The sequence below is a fragment of the Cryomorpha ignava genome (assembly GCF_010686655.1).
Classification (GTDB): Bacteria; Bacteroidota; Bacteroidia; order Flavobacteriales_D; family Cryomorphaceae; genus Cryomorpha; species Cryomorpha ignava.
The window spans coordinates 12003-26780 of the sequence record NZ_JAAGVY010000019.1; the positions used below are offsets into that span (position 1 = coordinate 12003).

11 protein-coding genes are annotated in these 14778 nt (G+C 41.8%); 2 read left to right on the top strand and 9 right to left on the bottom strand.

The window, feature by feature from the left end:
- The first annotated feature begins 4 nt into the window (after positions 1-4).
- Positions 5-3787, top strand: coding sequence for a choice-of-anchor L domain-containing protein (locus G3O08_RS11050; protein WP_163285432.1), 3783 nt, complete (start codon positions 5-7; stop codon positions 3785-3787).
- 131 nt (positions 3788-3918) lie between these two features.
- Here the strand turns inward: G3O08_RS11050 and G3O08_RS11055 are convergent, their stop codons facing one another.
- Genes G3O08_RS11055 through G3O08_RS11065 form a run of 3 tightly spaced genes read right to left on the bottom strand, consistent with a single transcriptional unit; the run spans position 3919 to position 7401 of the window.
- Positions 3919-5205 carry a M16 family metallopeptidase gene (locus G3O08_RS11055; RefSeq protein WP_163285433.1) on the bottom strand — a complete coding sequence of 429 codons (1287 nt, stop codon included), beginning with the start codon at positions 5203-5205 and terminating at the stop codon, positions 3919-3921.
- The gene (locus G3O08_RS11060) at positions 5202-6446 is read right to left on the bottom strand and encodes a M16 family metallopeptidase (protein ID WP_163285434.1); all 1245 of its coding nucleotides are present in this window, start codon (positions 6444-6446) and stop codon (positions 5202-5204) included. The genes G3O08_RS11055 and G3O08_RS11060 overlap by 4 nt, the downstream gene beginning before the upstream one ends.
- Before the next feature lie 7 nt (positions 6447-6453).
- Entirely contained in the window at positions 6454-7401 is a 948-nt protein-coding gene (locus tag G3O08_RS11065; protein ID WP_163285435.1) for an NAD(P)H-dependent flavin oxidoreductase, read from the bottom strand.
- A 127-nt stretch (positions 7402-7528) separates the two neighbouring features.
- Here G3O08_RS11065 and G3O08_RS11070 point away from each other — a divergent pair, with 127 nt between their 5' ends.
- The gene (locus tag G3O08_RS11070; protein WP_163285436.1) at positions 7529-8503 is read left to right on the top strand and encodes a DUF6089 family protein; all 975 of its coding nucleotides are present in this window, start codon (positions 7529-7531) and stop codon (positions 8501-8503) included.
- On the opposite strand, the gene G3O08_RS11075 is transcribed toward G3O08_RS11070, so the two are convergent.
- The 6 genes from G3O08_RS11075 to G3O08_RS11100 are packed head-to-tail and all read right to left on the bottom strand — an operon-like array spanning position 8500 to position 14777.
- Positions 8500-9249 (bottom strand): glycosyltransferase family 2 protein, encoded by a 750-nt coding sequence (locus G3O08_RS11075; protein WP_163285437.1) that lies wholly within the window; start codon positions 9247-9249, stop codon positions 8500-8502. The two genes, G3O08_RS11070 and G3O08_RS11075, sit on opposite strands and share 4 nt — an antisense overlap.
- Positions 9246-9794, bottom strand: coding sequence for a WcaF family extracellular polysaccharide biosynthesis acetyltransferase (locus tag G3O08_RS11080; protein ID WP_163285438.1), 549 nt, complete (start codon positions 9792-9794; stop codon positions 9246-9248). The genes G3O08_RS11075 and G3O08_RS11080 overlap by 4 nt, the downstream gene beginning before the upstream one ends.
- Entirely contained in the window at positions 9791-10936 is a 1146-nt protein-coding gene (locus G3O08_RS11085; protein ID WP_163285439.1) for a glycosyltransferase, read from the bottom strand. Before G3O08_RS11085 ends, G3O08_RS11080 begins: the two co-directional genes overlap by 4 nt.
- On the bottom strand, positions 10923-12797 hold the full coding sequence (gene asnB, locus G3O08_RS11090) for an asparagine synthase (glutamine-hydrolyzing) (protein WP_163285440.1): 1875 nt from the start codon (positions 12795-12797) through the stop codon (positions 10923-10925). Before asnB ends, G3O08_RS11085 begins: the two co-directional genes overlap by 14 nt.
- Positions 12797-13735, bottom strand: coding sequence for an NAD-dependent epimerase/dehydratase family protein (locus G3O08_RS11095; protein ID WP_163285441.1), 939 nt, complete (start codon positions 13733-13735; stop codon positions 12797-12799). The genes asnB and G3O08_RS11095 overlap by 1 nt, the downstream gene beginning before the upstream one ends.
- Entirely contained in the window at positions 13728-14777 is a 1050-nt protein-coding gene (locus G3O08_RS11100; protein WP_163285442.1) for a glycosyltransferase family 4 protein, read from the bottom strand. The genes G3O08_RS11095 and G3O08_RS11100 overlap by 8 nt, the downstream gene beginning before the upstream one ends.
- Position 14778: the final 1 nt, after the last annotated feature.

Consider the following 14778-nt stretch of genomic DNA (forward strand, 5'->3'; position numbering starts at 1 on the left):
CGCCATGAAAAACCTCAAAAAATATATGATTGTAGTGGTCGCAGTTCTCACATCAGCTCTGGCTTTTAGTCAGATTGCGGTTGTTGACGAAACTGATGCTACCATTCTTGCGAATACATTGATAGGCTCCGAAAGTGGAGTAACAATAGTAAGTGCTACATTTACTGGCAGTGCTAATTCCAGCGGAACTTTTTCCGGGGGTGATTTCGGAATTGGAGAAGGAATTTTGCTTACGTCCGGCTCTGCTCAACTTGCTGTAGGACCCAACACGTCTTCTGGATCCGGTACCGGAAATGGAACTCCCGGAGATGCGGATTTAAATCTTATAACTGCCCCATTTACCACAAATGATGCAGCAATATTGGAAATCACATTTATTCCCAGTGGGAACTCACTCGAGTTTACTTATGTTTTTGCTTCAGAGGAATACAATGAATATGTATGCTCAAGCTTCAACGATGCTTTTGCATTTATTGTAAATGGCGGAGCATACACAAATCAAAATATAGCCTTGCTCCCAGGTACTACACCCCCTCTACCGGTTTCCATAAACAATGTAAACAATGGAACTGTCGGAAGTTCTGGTAGTAGTACCAACTGTACAGAAACACAGCTCGCCAATAGCGCATTTTATGTGGATAATGCTGATGGACTAAACATTGAATATGATGGCTATACCATACCGCTGGCTGCAGTAATTGCAGTAGTACCGGGCGTAGAGTACACCATTAAGCTGGCAATCGCTGACGCAGGCGACAGCGCTCTTGATTCAGGTGTATTTCTGGAAGGAGAAAGCTTCGTTTCAGTAATTTGTGATGCAGGTGAGATTGCTTTTGCCAATAGCGACGATACAACGATTGAATATTGTATCGATGATCTTCCATCGGCAATTAATCTATCAAATACGGGAGACGGTATTAATGATACCTACGAGTATATTGTTACAGACTCAGACGGGTTAATTCTCTCTATCCATGCTTCAAACAGTATTAGCACTGAAGGATGGACTCCAGGTATCTATAATATCTACGGCATTAGCTATTCCGGAAATTTGATTGGAACCGGTGAAGGCGGAAACATCGAAAATATTTCAGCTGATGGATGTTTTGAAATGGATGGGCCGCTAACAGTGGATATCGACGAATGTGAAGGAGAATTTGACTGCCCTGAGATCGGAGCAAATTTTGGTGATCCTTGTGATGACGGACATCCAGATACTGAAAACGACATGATTTCAGAAGACTGCTCGTGTATGGGAACGCTTATTGAATATGACTGTCCGGAATTAGGCCTTAATATCGGCGACCCTTGCGAATTAGAACCAGCCAAAGGTCTTACACAAAAAGTTATGGGCATAGTAGGTCCTGGATGCGGCTGTGTACCTATTCAACCGGGTCCCGGTTGCACTAACTGGAGATATTATTTTGCTGATATTGCAAATAATGGCGTAACAGATATCTATGAAGTAACGCTAAATGGCGGCTTTGCTGACCTCAACTTAATTGTAGTCAGCAATGAAGAAGTGCATATAGCGCTTGATGAAACGAGCAGCTTATTGTATTTAGTGAGAAAAACTGATGGTGCTTTAAGTGTCGTTGATATTTCAGGACCTCCTCCGGTTATGAGCCCTTGGCAGCCACTCTCTATGAATATTCCGGGAGTAGTAACAGCTACAATTGCTCCAAATGGCAAACTGGTTATTGGAAGCGAGTCACAAGATCAGATATACAGTGTAAATCTTCTCACGTTTGTAGTTTCTTCTTACGACACTTATTCACCGATTTATGGTGGTGATTTGGAATTTGACTCAAACGGAAATCTATATCTCGCTGCTAATCAGGCTCTGTATTTAAACAACCCACACCCTGTTGTCGACCAATTTTTGGCTACACTAAACAACACGCACAAGGTTACCGGATTGGCTCTTACCGCTTCAGATGACTTAATCTCATCTTATCTCGGACTGGATCAATTCCTCCTGCACGATGTTGCCGGAAATCTTTTAGGCGATTACGATATTCGCTTAAATGGAATTCCGCATGTTGCAAATTACGGAGATATGACTTCCGGGTGTTTACCTTCACCACCGGATGAAGGTATTTGTACGCTATTTTCAACCTTTTATGTTCATCACGGACCTGGAGTTGCTGGTTCAGATTTATACAGGGTTACATTTAGCGGTGGCGATGCCAATCTGACTTTCTTAACCAATGTGCCTTTTGAAGCCCACATTGCCTACAATGCAATGAACGATATCATTTATTTGGTAAATAAAGATGGTTCATTCGTTCGCTTTTACGATCCTACGTTTGATGTATTCCTTGGCGATTTACCGCTAGTAGCCGGATTGACCGAGCTCACCGCAACAGTTTACAACAAGGTGGATGGTTACCTTTACGTAGGTTCCGGAAATCAAAACAAAGTTTTCCAGGTAAATCTCATAACTGGTGCTAACATATTCTATGCCAATGCTCCGGTTTCTGGGGGCGATCTCGCCATCAAAAATAGTGAGTTGTACCTCGCTTCCAGATCTGGAAATACACTGTATAAGTTCGTTGCGGGTGTTCCGGTGTTGCTTGGAAACATCTTAAACAATGTTACCGGACTGGTAGAGGCCAATAATATTGCCGGACTGATTACTTCAAATAATGGATCATATGATTTCATTGAAGTTGATGCCGCGAATGGAAACCAGATAACAACCTATCCGGCAATGCTTGGTGGTGCACCATTTTTGCTACTAAATGGCGACATGGCGGCAGGATGTGCTGACAACCCAACGGATGTGGGTGAATGCCAAGAGTTTGACTATTACTACATCGCAGACAATCATCCGGGTATTCCCCAAGGAAATGTTTATGGTGGCGCAGTTAATGGAGGTGATTTTGTTTTGACCTACTTGTTTAATGCCGGAAATCGGGGACATATTGCCGTAAGCGAAACGAATGGTAATATATATGTTGTGAACAACAATGGCGCGAACATTAAAACGTTTAGTCCGGCAGGAGTATTAACTCACACAGCTGCCCTGTCTGGATTGAACAGCACTTATGCCCTTGTTTGGCATGAGGCCGACGGGAAGCTCTATGTTGGAAATTCGAGTTCAGACGAAGTCTATACTATTGACCCAGTATTGGGTACTAAAATTCTGTTTGCAAACAACATGCCTGTAAATGGTGGCGATTTAATAAGTACCCCAATAGGCGAGCTGCTTCTTGTAAAACGCGACGACAATGGTCCGTCAAAAGTTTATGACATTACCTCGGGTACTGCCGTATTCTTATACGATGTAGCCAGTGCTATCAATGGTGCTGCCCTGCTTCAAAACGGCGGATCTATTATGGCAGAAGGAGCTAACTCGCTGAACTTCCATACCTATGACGCTGCCGGTGTTCCGGGCGCGGTGCTTAACTCTGTTGACAATCTTGGCAACCCATTCCCATTATTCGATGGCGATATGGCGAGCGGATGTATGGACGGAGTTGTGCCTGTTTCCCCATCTCCTGCAGCGATTCAAACTCAAGTTGAAAGTTTGTTGAATTCATTTCCAAACCCAACAATCGGAGAGTCGCAGGTAGTCTTTGAAACTGCTATTACTGGCCCTACTACACTTGAAGTATTCGACATGAACGGCAAAAACATTGCTACCCTGTTTAACACAGTTGCAGATCAAGGTCAGGAATACAGAATTTACTTTAATGGAAGCTCATTGCCAAATGGAATCTATGTTTACAAACTCACTACCCAAAATGAAGTAGTAATAAGTAAATTTATGATTGCACGATAGTGACTTATTTATCAGAGCAATTGACAATTACTCAACTTGCGCTGATTGACACATAATTAATAACCTAATCAAAAATTGAACCCCGGCAGTTTATTCTGTCGGGGTTCGTTTTTTCAAAAGTGTGAGTTGCTTTATTCAGGCCATTCACCTACCACTGCGAGGGAAAAAAGATCGGTATGAAGATAAACGCGTGAGATTTCGCAAATATCAATTGGATTTAATTCAAAGAGTGCTTTAGAAAATACGGTGTACCAATCTGCAGGTAAATTGTATGAAATTAGAGACTTTAGTCTGTCGGCAGTTGCAAAAGGGCCATCAAAACGCTTTAAAAGATTTCCGGCTATATAATGCTGAATCAATTCAAACTCATCTGCCTTAATCGGCTGCGTAGCTATGCCGTGCACTTCTTTTTTAATTTCGTTAACCGTAAGCTTTGAAAACTCTGCTCCCACTTGCGTGGAAATGCTTAAATATGACAATTCTTCAAGAGCGTTTATAGCAGAACCAATCCCGTAAGTATAGCCTTTTTCTTCTCGAATATTTTGCATTAGCCTTGATCCAAAATAGCCGCCTAGAGCTGTATTAGCAATGTAAAGAGCTGTATAATGGGGATGATTTCGCGAAAGCGCGGGTACGCCCATGCGAATTGCGGTTTGCACCGCTTCATCCTTTTTATTCCATTTTTCACCCGGCACATAAGACCAATTTACAGCCTCGCCTGACAAAATTTCTTTTCCCCGACGCATACTTTTCTTTGAAATAGCACGACCAAGTGTTTCGGCAGCGAGCTGGGTATTCTTACCACTTATTACACAAAACGAATCAGCAAAATTGTAAAAATTGGCAAAGAACTCTTGCAGATCAGCTGCTCTAATATTCGCATAATCTTTTAGATCATAAATATCCCTATAGGGTGTACCCTGAAACATTAATTGGCTAAAAAGCAAGCGACTTTGAAATTCCACTTTGTCTAAGTTCACCGCTAGTGTGCTGCTCGATCGCTTTTTATATTGCTCTATCTCTTCTTCGGGAAATACGGGTAGCAGAAAAATATCTGTAAAAATATCGATTAGCTTATTCAAGTGTTTTGTCTGACAAAGCAGAGTTACCTCAGCGCGATCTTTGGTTAGGTTAGTGGCTATCTGAGCACCATAAAAATCTGTTGTGTCAGCAATCTCCTTGGCAGAATAATTCTCTGTACCTTCTTTAAGCGTATTGAGGCAAATAGTAGATGTCAGTGGTTTTTGCTCATACCGGGTTCCGGCTTTAAAAACGATATCTATTTTAACAATATCTTCTGTACCACCCTCTACGCGATAACACTCCAGATTATCAGTCAATTTTATGGGTTGATGATTCAGTATAGGAATCGATGCCGATGCAAGCCGCTCGGGAGCAGTTTTTCTATCTAAAATCATATTTTTTCAGCTTTTTGGTACCGCAATTCTTTTAATCCTTCGGTTTGAAAAATCTCTTTTCCTACGCGTATAATATCTTCACGGGTTACTTTCCGGTATTTATCCATTTCATGATTTACTTTATCGGCATCGCCCAAGAGTTCAAAATAAGCCAGACTCATTGCCTTGCTTAGCACATTAGATTCTTGAATAAGATGGCTGGTTTCCAGTTTGTTTTTCACTTTTTGAAGTTCCTTTTCAGAAGGCCCGTTTAGTAATAGTTTTTCAATTTCTGAAAGCACTGCATTGCGAGTCGTATCAAAATCTGCATCGGCATCTACCATACCGCTTACCATGAGCAATCCTTTGTCGAGGCTTCCCAAAATATAGCATGAGAGCGAAGTAAACACGCCACCTTGACGTACAATATTCTGATAAAAGCGAGCCGATTTACCCTGCGAAAGAATATCAGTAATCAAGTCGGCGGCATAATAATCGGGCGAAAACCTGTCGGGCATTGACCATGCCATATAGAGGGCGTCTTGTGGCACCGGCCTGATAAGTGTTTCACATTCATATCCGGTTAAACCGCTCTCCTGCGGTAGGTTTCTTTCTGTTTTTTCAATAGCCGGAATGTCGCCGTACCATTTTTTAGTCAACTCGAATATTTTCTCTGGCTCTACATTTCCTGCCACTACAAGCACTGCATTTCCGGGATGATAATGACTTTTAAAAAATGCTTTTACATCGCTTAGCGTAGCATCCTCAATATGCTTTATTGATTTGCCAATGGTAGCCCATTGGTAAGGATGTTTTTTATACGCCATTGGGCGCAAGTGCAACCATGCATCGCCGTAAGGCTGATTGAGATAGCGCTGCTTAAATTCTTCAATCACCACTTTGCGCTGCACATCAAGGCTCGCAGGGGTAAAAGCAAGACTTAGCATGCGGTCTGACTCCAGCCAGAAAGCTGTTTCAATATTCTCTTTTGGAATGGTGATGTAATAGTTGGTGAAATCATTGTTTGTAAAAGCATTGTTATTTCCACCCACCCGCTGTAGCGGGTTGTCAAAGTTTGGAATATTAATACTTCCGCCAAACATCAAATGCTCAAAAAGGTGAGCAAACCCCGATCTGTTTGGGTCTTCATCGCGTGCACCCACGTCATACAAAGTATTCACAGCCACAATGGGAGTGCTCGTATCGCGATGCACAATTAGTCGCAGCCCGTTATCAAGTGTGTATTTTTTGAAATTGATCATAGTTCTTTTATGTCCAGCGCAAATTACTTGTTTGGTTCACTGCCTGGTTGTATTCTTTTACTAAATCGTTTATGATTTCTTCACTTGACTCAATCTTGTCAATGAGCGAGGCCACCTGACCTATCTCAAGTTCTCCTTCTTCTAAATCGCCTTCAAAAATTCCTTTTTTAGCACGTCCCTTCCCAAGTAAATCGCTTAATTCGGCAGGTGAAAATCCGTTCTTATAGCCATCAATCACCTTATCGTAAAAAGCATTTTTAATAAGCCTCACAGGCGCGAGCTCCTTAAGCGTAAGCACAGTATCTCCCTCTTTTGCAGCAACTACGCGCTCTTTATAAATTTTATGCGCCGAGCTTTCTACAGCAGTAGCAAACCGGGTTCCTATCTGCACACCATCGGCACCCAAAACAATAGCGGCGAGAATACCTCTGCCCGTGGCAATCCCTCCGGCCGCAATAACGGGTATACTTACTGCGCGTCGCACCTCTGGTATAAGACAAAAAGAAGTGGTTTCCTCTCGTCCGTTGTGTCCGCCTGCTTCAAATCCCTCACAAATTACTGCATCAACACCAGCGTTTTGAGCCTTGGCGGCAAATTTAGCACTGCTAACCGCTTGAATAACTTTAATTCCTCTGGATTTTAAAACTTCGGTGTATTTGGCCGGAGAACCCGCCGAGGTGATAACCACAGGAACTTTATGCTTAAAAATAGTCTCTAAATGCTCACCAATATCGGGGTACAACAATGGTAAGTTTACAGCAAATGGTTTATTGCATGCTGCCAAATATTTTTTAATGTGGATATCCAACACTTCGGAATACATTGATCCAGACCCAATCACTCCAAGAATTCCGTTTTCAGAACAGGCACTGGCCAACTTCCACCCACTACACCAAACCATACCGGCCTGAATAACAGGATATTTAATATCAAGAAGGGCAGTTATGGAATTCATAAATCTGAATTAATTATTGCAAACTGCGAATTAACGAAAAAGATCTTCGAAACCTAAGTCGTGTAAATTAACGTACTAACCTTTTAATCTCTATTATGTTTTCATTTAACTTTCTATATTTGCCTCTATGCTAAAAAAGCAAGGATACATTTTTATTGCGATTTTTTTGGGATTGAGCTCTACGCTTACAGCCCAGTACCGCTGGGACTATGGGGTTAGTCTGGGTGCTTCAAACTACCTTGGCGAAATAGGAGGACAGGAAGAAACACGCAGAGACTTTGTGTTTGATATGAAGCTTAATCGCACACAATACGTGGTTGGCGCATTTGGAAGGTATAAATTTTCTCCTCAGCTTTCGGCGAATGTTGGTATAAATTACGGCCAGATTAAAGCCAATGATTACAATTCTCAAAATCCGGCTCGGGTAGCGCGAAACCTTAGTTTTAGAAATAATATTATAGAGCTAACCGGTAGAATGGAGCTTACCTTGTTTTACGACAATGATGTAGGCGGTCGTGGCTATTACAATCCAGACTTTCGGATATATGGTTTTGTGGGTGCAGGTGTAATGAAGCACAATCCAAAAATTAGATATCAGGGTCCACTTTCTGAATACGACGGAGAACTAATTGACCTTCAGCCACTTCAAACAGAAGGCGTAGAATATAAGCTATGGCAATTTACTCTGCCAGCTGGTATTGGACTATACTTTACGCACAAAAAAATTCACCGATTTGGTTGGGAAATCGGATATAGAACTACATTTACCGATTACTTGGATGATGTGAGTACAAACTACGTTGCTGACGATAAACTCGCTCAAGGCCAATTGGAGATTGCGCGGGAATTAGCGAATCGCACAGATGCTGAATCACTAGCAAATGCGGCGGCTTATGCAGAAGAGTACGATATGGATGTGCCAAACGCAGGCAGTTTTGCGCCGGGCGAAAAACGGGGAGATGTAACTAATAACGATGGTTATCTTTTTACACAATTTAGCTATAGCTACGTAATAAAAGGACGAAGCAGTTTCTACAAGAAGCGATATAGTTGGATTAAGAAAAAGAAACGTACCCGCAGAAAGAGCAGAGCGAAATTCTAACGTTTCCAAAACTGGCTTAGCTTGCGCAAAGGCTTTTTTATCAGCGTAAGTTTTCCGGGCTTCAATCCATTTAACTTCCATGCGAGACGGTCTTCGGCATTTGCCTTTAGCCTGTTTTTTGTCGACGCATTGCTTTGGCCTCCGGTTTTCATTTTTACTAATACCTGATTTAGATACACTGCGGAGGCATTGTAGCGATATAAAAATCGCAAAATCAGTTCATAGTCGGCACTGGTTTTTAAAAGCGTATTAAACGCACCAAAATCGCTATAGAGTTTTCTTTTTGCAAAAAATGCCGGGTGTGGCGGCATCCATCCGTTCAGAAAAGCTTCTTTCCGGTAGGCGCCCGAAATCCATAACCGCTTAACTTTCGAGGTGTTTAAACGATCTACATATTCCAAATTTCCATAGCAGGTATCAGCTCCTGAATTTTGTATCGCTTCTACCACATTTCCTATTACATCGGGATTCGCGTAAGCATCATCGGCATTTAAAATGGCAATCAAATCGCCGGTAGCCAGCGCAACACCTTTATTCATTGCATCGTAAACTCCATTATCTGGTTTTGAAATTACTTTATGGATATCAGCTTTGTGCTTTTCAATAATATTAACCGTATCATCTTTTGAAGCGCCATCGATTAAAATATACTCAATGTTTGTATACTTCTGATTGACCACCGACTGAATGGTTTCTTCGATTGTAGATGCAGCATTGTACGAAATGGTGATAACACTAACTTTCATTCTATGATTCTTTCACGCAAAGCTGTGGCGGGATTACCTGCATAAATCTGATAAGGCTCAAGATTCTTTGTTGCAACAGAACCTACGCTCAATACCGAATGTGATTTGCAGGTAACTCCCGGACAAACAACTGATTTGGCACCTATCCACACGCCATCTTCAATAATAATAGGATACACTTCCAAGTTGAATGCCGGTTTTTTATAATTGTGATTTCCGGTAAGGAGCATGGCACCTTGGGAAATAGAGACATTGGCGCCAATAGTTACCATGGCCAAATTGTCAATCCATGCCTTCTCTCCTATCCAGGTGTTTTTATCGATTTTCAAAAACCAGGGATACTTTATCAAAACACAAGGTTTTATGACAACTCCTGAAGCTATCTTCGCCCCAAACATTCGCAGAAGCAAGCGCTTTAAGGCTGAAACCGGGAATAAATATGATTGAAAAAAGACAAGGCTCACAATATACCAAAGCCCTCTTTTTACAGCCGAGCCCGGTTTATAATGGCTATTATCATAAAGTGCGAAATCTACTTTATTCATTGAAAAAGCAATTTATAGGCTTCGATATTTTCTTTGAGATGAACTCTGCTTGCAGCTTTCTCGCTTAAATTCGAAAACTTAAGATCGTAATCAGCTTGGCTCATGGCCGCAATTTGAGAAATATAATTGACAAAACCACTTGGTTCAGAAAGCGGCATTTCTACACCCAGGCCATCATTTTGCAAATTTTTCCACGGCGTTTTATCAGAGATTAAAACAGGCAATCCATTCAGCAGCGATTCAATAATGGCATGGCCGTAGTTTTCGCCCAGCGTGGGGAGAAAAAAGAGGTGTGCTTCCGCGAATAAACCGGCAATACTATCGGAAGGCATTGCCCCCGAAAAGGTGACGGCTACATTTGCCGGCAAGGTATCTGCAATTATTTTGCATTCCGAGAAGTATTCTGAATCGTAGACCGTTCCCACAAAATTTATCTCGACGTGAAATTTTGAATCGATATTGCGAAAACACTCCAGCGCAAAAGCGGTATTCTTCTCGCGGGCAATGCGGGCTACCGAAATAATCTTTAAGCTGTTTTCATGTTTCTCTATTCGTTGCGCCTCCTTGCCCGGAATAGAAGGTAAATTTGGTATAACCTGAATATCAGCTTTACGCGCAATTTCTTTTTTGATTTGGTTCGCTTCGTCGGCATTGGTAGCATGAAACCGCACTCGTCTATACAATCCCAAAAACTTGGCGAGATTCAAGAATGCTTTCTTTTTTTGGGGCTTTATACTCAAAGCTCCTTCGGCAAGCATTCCGCGTGGGGCAACGGTTATTTTTCTACCGAGTTTATTCGCTTTTATAAGTGGGGTAACAGAGAAGTATTTGCTGAAAACCCCATTGATATAAACTTGATAATCAGAAAGATCAAGCATAATTTCTTTCATCGTAGATTGTAGTAATCTATCTGAAGAAATGTACCACACATCTGCTTTTCCCACGTTAATCCATTTATTTGGAAGAACATTGGCGTAGGGCTCGGTTTCTAAATAATCGTGATCTAAACAAACGACTTTAAAATCAATCTCATCGCCCAGCAAATGCACCAAATTTGCACACGACCTTATTGGACCACCTGCTTTATAACCAGGCAAATACCAATCGGTAAAAATGAGAACTTTTGCTTTAGTTGATTTCATTTTCTGACATCCACGCTTGAAGAACGCAAAGATACCACAATCTCGACCAAGTAACTTGCGGCTTTCCTTTTAGAAAATCGTCCCATCTTTTTGATATTGCCTTGGCATTAAAAGCATCATTTGCGCCTAGCGCAGAAAGGTGATCTCCGCAAAAATCTTTTAGCTCATTGCGCATCCATGAATCCCATGGAAAGGTGAATCCCATTTTGGGTCTATTTACAATCTCTGATGGCAGGAGGTCGCCCATAGCATCTACCAGCAATTTTTTGGGAGAAGTGGGGAATTTATACTTGTCGGGAACGGCCATTACGGCGCTCACCAATTCGTGATCTAAAAACGGAACCCGAATTTCGAGTGCATGCGCCATACTCATTTGATCTGAATCTCGAAGCAAAACAGCCTGCAAGTATGTTACTATTTCAGCATAGGTAACCCGGCTTAAAATTGGTAGTGAATATCCGGGAGTTTGATATCCCACTCCTTGTTTTACAAGGCTAAAAACACTGTTTTCTCCTCTTTTTCCATAAGGGCTCAATGTAGCGTTAATCTCTCTGGATGAGACTTCGCGGCTGTATTGGTACACATTTTCAAGATCGAGATAATGCTCTGTAATAATCTGCTTGATTTTAGAACTGGCCACCCCGGGTCTTGCCATTTTAAGCACATTTCCCGCAAGGGCGCGCGAAAATCTTGGAAAACTCATAATCCACCCTTTATCGCGAAGCTGATAAAACTGTTTGAAAATGGGATATCCGGCAAAAAGTTCGTCGCCACCAAGCCCTGACAAAACAGCGGTGATTCCCGCTTCTTTAGCGGCTTTTGAAACCAAGAATGTATTTATTCCATCGCCCGATGGATGATCCATCGCAGTGATCGCTGACGGTAGATTTTGGAGTAAAGCTTCGGGAGCGAGATTGATTTCTGTATGAGCTGTATCGTATTTATCTGCTATAATCTGAGCGTACTTTGCTTCGCTAAACTCGGAGTTATCAAAAGAAATTGTAAACGTTCGCAACTTTTGCTTTTGCCTTGACGCAAGCGCTACAATGGCGCTGGAATCTATCCCACCAGAAAGAAATGCACCCATAGGCACATCAGCGATAAGCCTGCGCTGAACAGATTCGTCTAATTTTTGCCTGATTACTGCGGTAGTTTCGGCATACGATAGTCCGGTCATGCTGTGATCTACATGCTCTACCGGATTCCAAAAAGATGATAGCTTTATTTCATTATCGGCCATCTTCATAACGCCTCCAGCTGGAAGCATAAAAATACCTTTTAAAATTGTGTTTGTTCCATTAACAGTTTGGTAGCGAAGGTACTCGCCCAGCACATCCAGGTTTAATTCACCCTGCACCATTTCGCTTTTAAGCAAGCTGCGAATTTCGCTTGAGAAAATAAGGTGCTCGTTTGTTCTCGCGTAATACAAGGGTTTTATTCCCATTCTATCTCGTGCGAGAATAAGTTCTTCTTTTTGAGCATCCCAGAAAGCAAAGGCAAACATACCATTGCACCGGCTTAAAAAAGAAGTGCCCCATTTTATTAATCCGGCGAGTAAAACTTCGGTATCGCAATTCGTCTTGAACTCATAATCTGAAATTGATTCTTTGAGCTTTCGGAAATTGTAAATCTCGCCATTAAAAATCAGCGTATAGCGACCGGTTGGATCTTCCATTGGCTGATTTGCAGCGCTCGACAGATCAATAATACTCAGCCTTCTGTGGCCCAGCAAAATCATTGATTTTTGAATAGCTCCTTTTGCATCAGGCCCTCGGTGAGCCAATGCATTATTCATTTTGGCAATTTTACGTTGTCCGTCACTTTGTGAAAGACTTCCGTAAATACCATTGATTCCGCACATTAGCTAAGTATATAAGAGGTGTTTTCGAGTATTTTTGAAATTCCGGCGTGAAGCGGAAGTAAATCACGGCCTAAGATAGACATCATCTTAGAATTATCGGGCATTCTGCGGGTCATATCACCTTCTTTTAATGGTGGAAGATGGGTAATTTTAGATTTTGAACCAGTGATTTCAATGATGGTTTTTGCCAGCTCTAAAATATTCATTTCCACATTTGATCCTACGTTCATTACGTCGTTCACACATTCATTTCCATAAAAAGCTCCAAGGACGGCATCTGTATTGTCGTCAACGAAGCAAAATGTGCGCGTTTGGTCGCCTTCGCCAAATACGGTGAGGTCGTGGCCTTGGAGGGCAGACCGAATGAATTTTGAGATCACAAAATCGGGGCTCTGCTTTACACCATAGGTATTAAAAAATCGGAAAATGGTATAATTCAGGTCGTATTCTACCTGATAAGAACGTAGAAATGCTTCGCCAATATTTTTCACAATGGCATACGGTAATTTCGAGTTGAGTGGAGTCGTATCTTCATTTTGTGGAATTTCTACAGGCTCGCCATATACTTCAGAACTGCTTGAAAAGAAAACGCGGCTCACACCGGTGTTTTTACTCAAATCGAGAATATTTCGAATTCCGTTTATATCATCCAGCACTTTTACCGGATTCTCGAGTGTACGTCGCACGCCTACTGTAGCTGCGTAGTGAAACACATAATCAAACTTATATGCAAAAAAGACCGCGGAGATATCCTTAAATATATTTACATCGCATTTTATAAATTTTATGTTTTGATACATCCCTTCAGGAACTTTTATACGCATTCCGGTTTGCAAATTGTCTACCACTACAATCTCGTCCTCTTTTTTATGAGAGAGTTTTTCTGCGAGTTCGCTCGCTATAAATCCGGCTCCGCCGGTTACCAATATTCTACTCATCCTCGTTTTCTAAATAGTTTAATGCGGTATTAACCCACAATTCTATATTCATTTTAGCCGCCAGCTTTTTACTTTGTCTTCCCATCTCAATTAAATCTCTATCCGGCATATCTACTATACTTTGCATAGCTTCTGCAAGTTGCATTTCGTTTTTTGGATTCACCAGGATTCCGTTCACTCCAGGTTGCAAAAAAGCGGTTGCGGCCCCTACAGTCTTAGAGCAAATTAGCGGATAGCCAGCTGCAGCAAATTCGTGAACTACCACTCCCCAAGGCTCATTATGGCTCGGCAAAACAAATACCCCTCCTTTGGCCACAAATTTATACAAATCGGCAGGTTGAACAAACCCAAGGTGCTGTATTCCTTCATGCTGCATGCGCGATTCGTAAAGCGCTCCATGTCCCGCGCAATAGAGTTGCCAGTCGCCGGCATTTATCCGCTTAAAAGCATTCCATAGTTCTATTACGCCTTTAAAGTCAACATATCTACCTACAAATACAAATCGATGCGGAAATTGGGTTTCGGGATACTCCCATTTTATTTCGCTCCATTTTTTTACATCGACAGTATAAAATCCGGTTTGAATCTCGTTTTTTTTAAAACCCAGCTTCCGGGCGTATTCGCGTTGCGGATTGCCGGGCACCCATGCAAAGCGAAATGCAGACTTGAAAAAAAGCTTTGCTCGCAGAAGTGCGAGTCTGGCTTTCAATCCCTTTTCAAGCTGATTATCCAGGGCAATTATTGTTTTTGTTGTATTGTGCAACGAATGACATATTGCCACATACCCTCTATCTATCCAACCGCTGCACACAATGGCGCCCGGTGATATACTTTCTATTTTTTGTTGCAAGGCTCGGTTTGAAAAATCAGAACGCAGGTAAAAATGACATTCCGATTTTTTAAAATCAAACTCAAAAGGAGCTTCAGCATTTACGGGATAATGAAATACATTTACCTCAACACCATCATCAGCCAATCTATCAAGGCAAACCTTGATATAATCAGCAAGCTCGGTATAGAGAAATACAATGCTCTTTTTCATT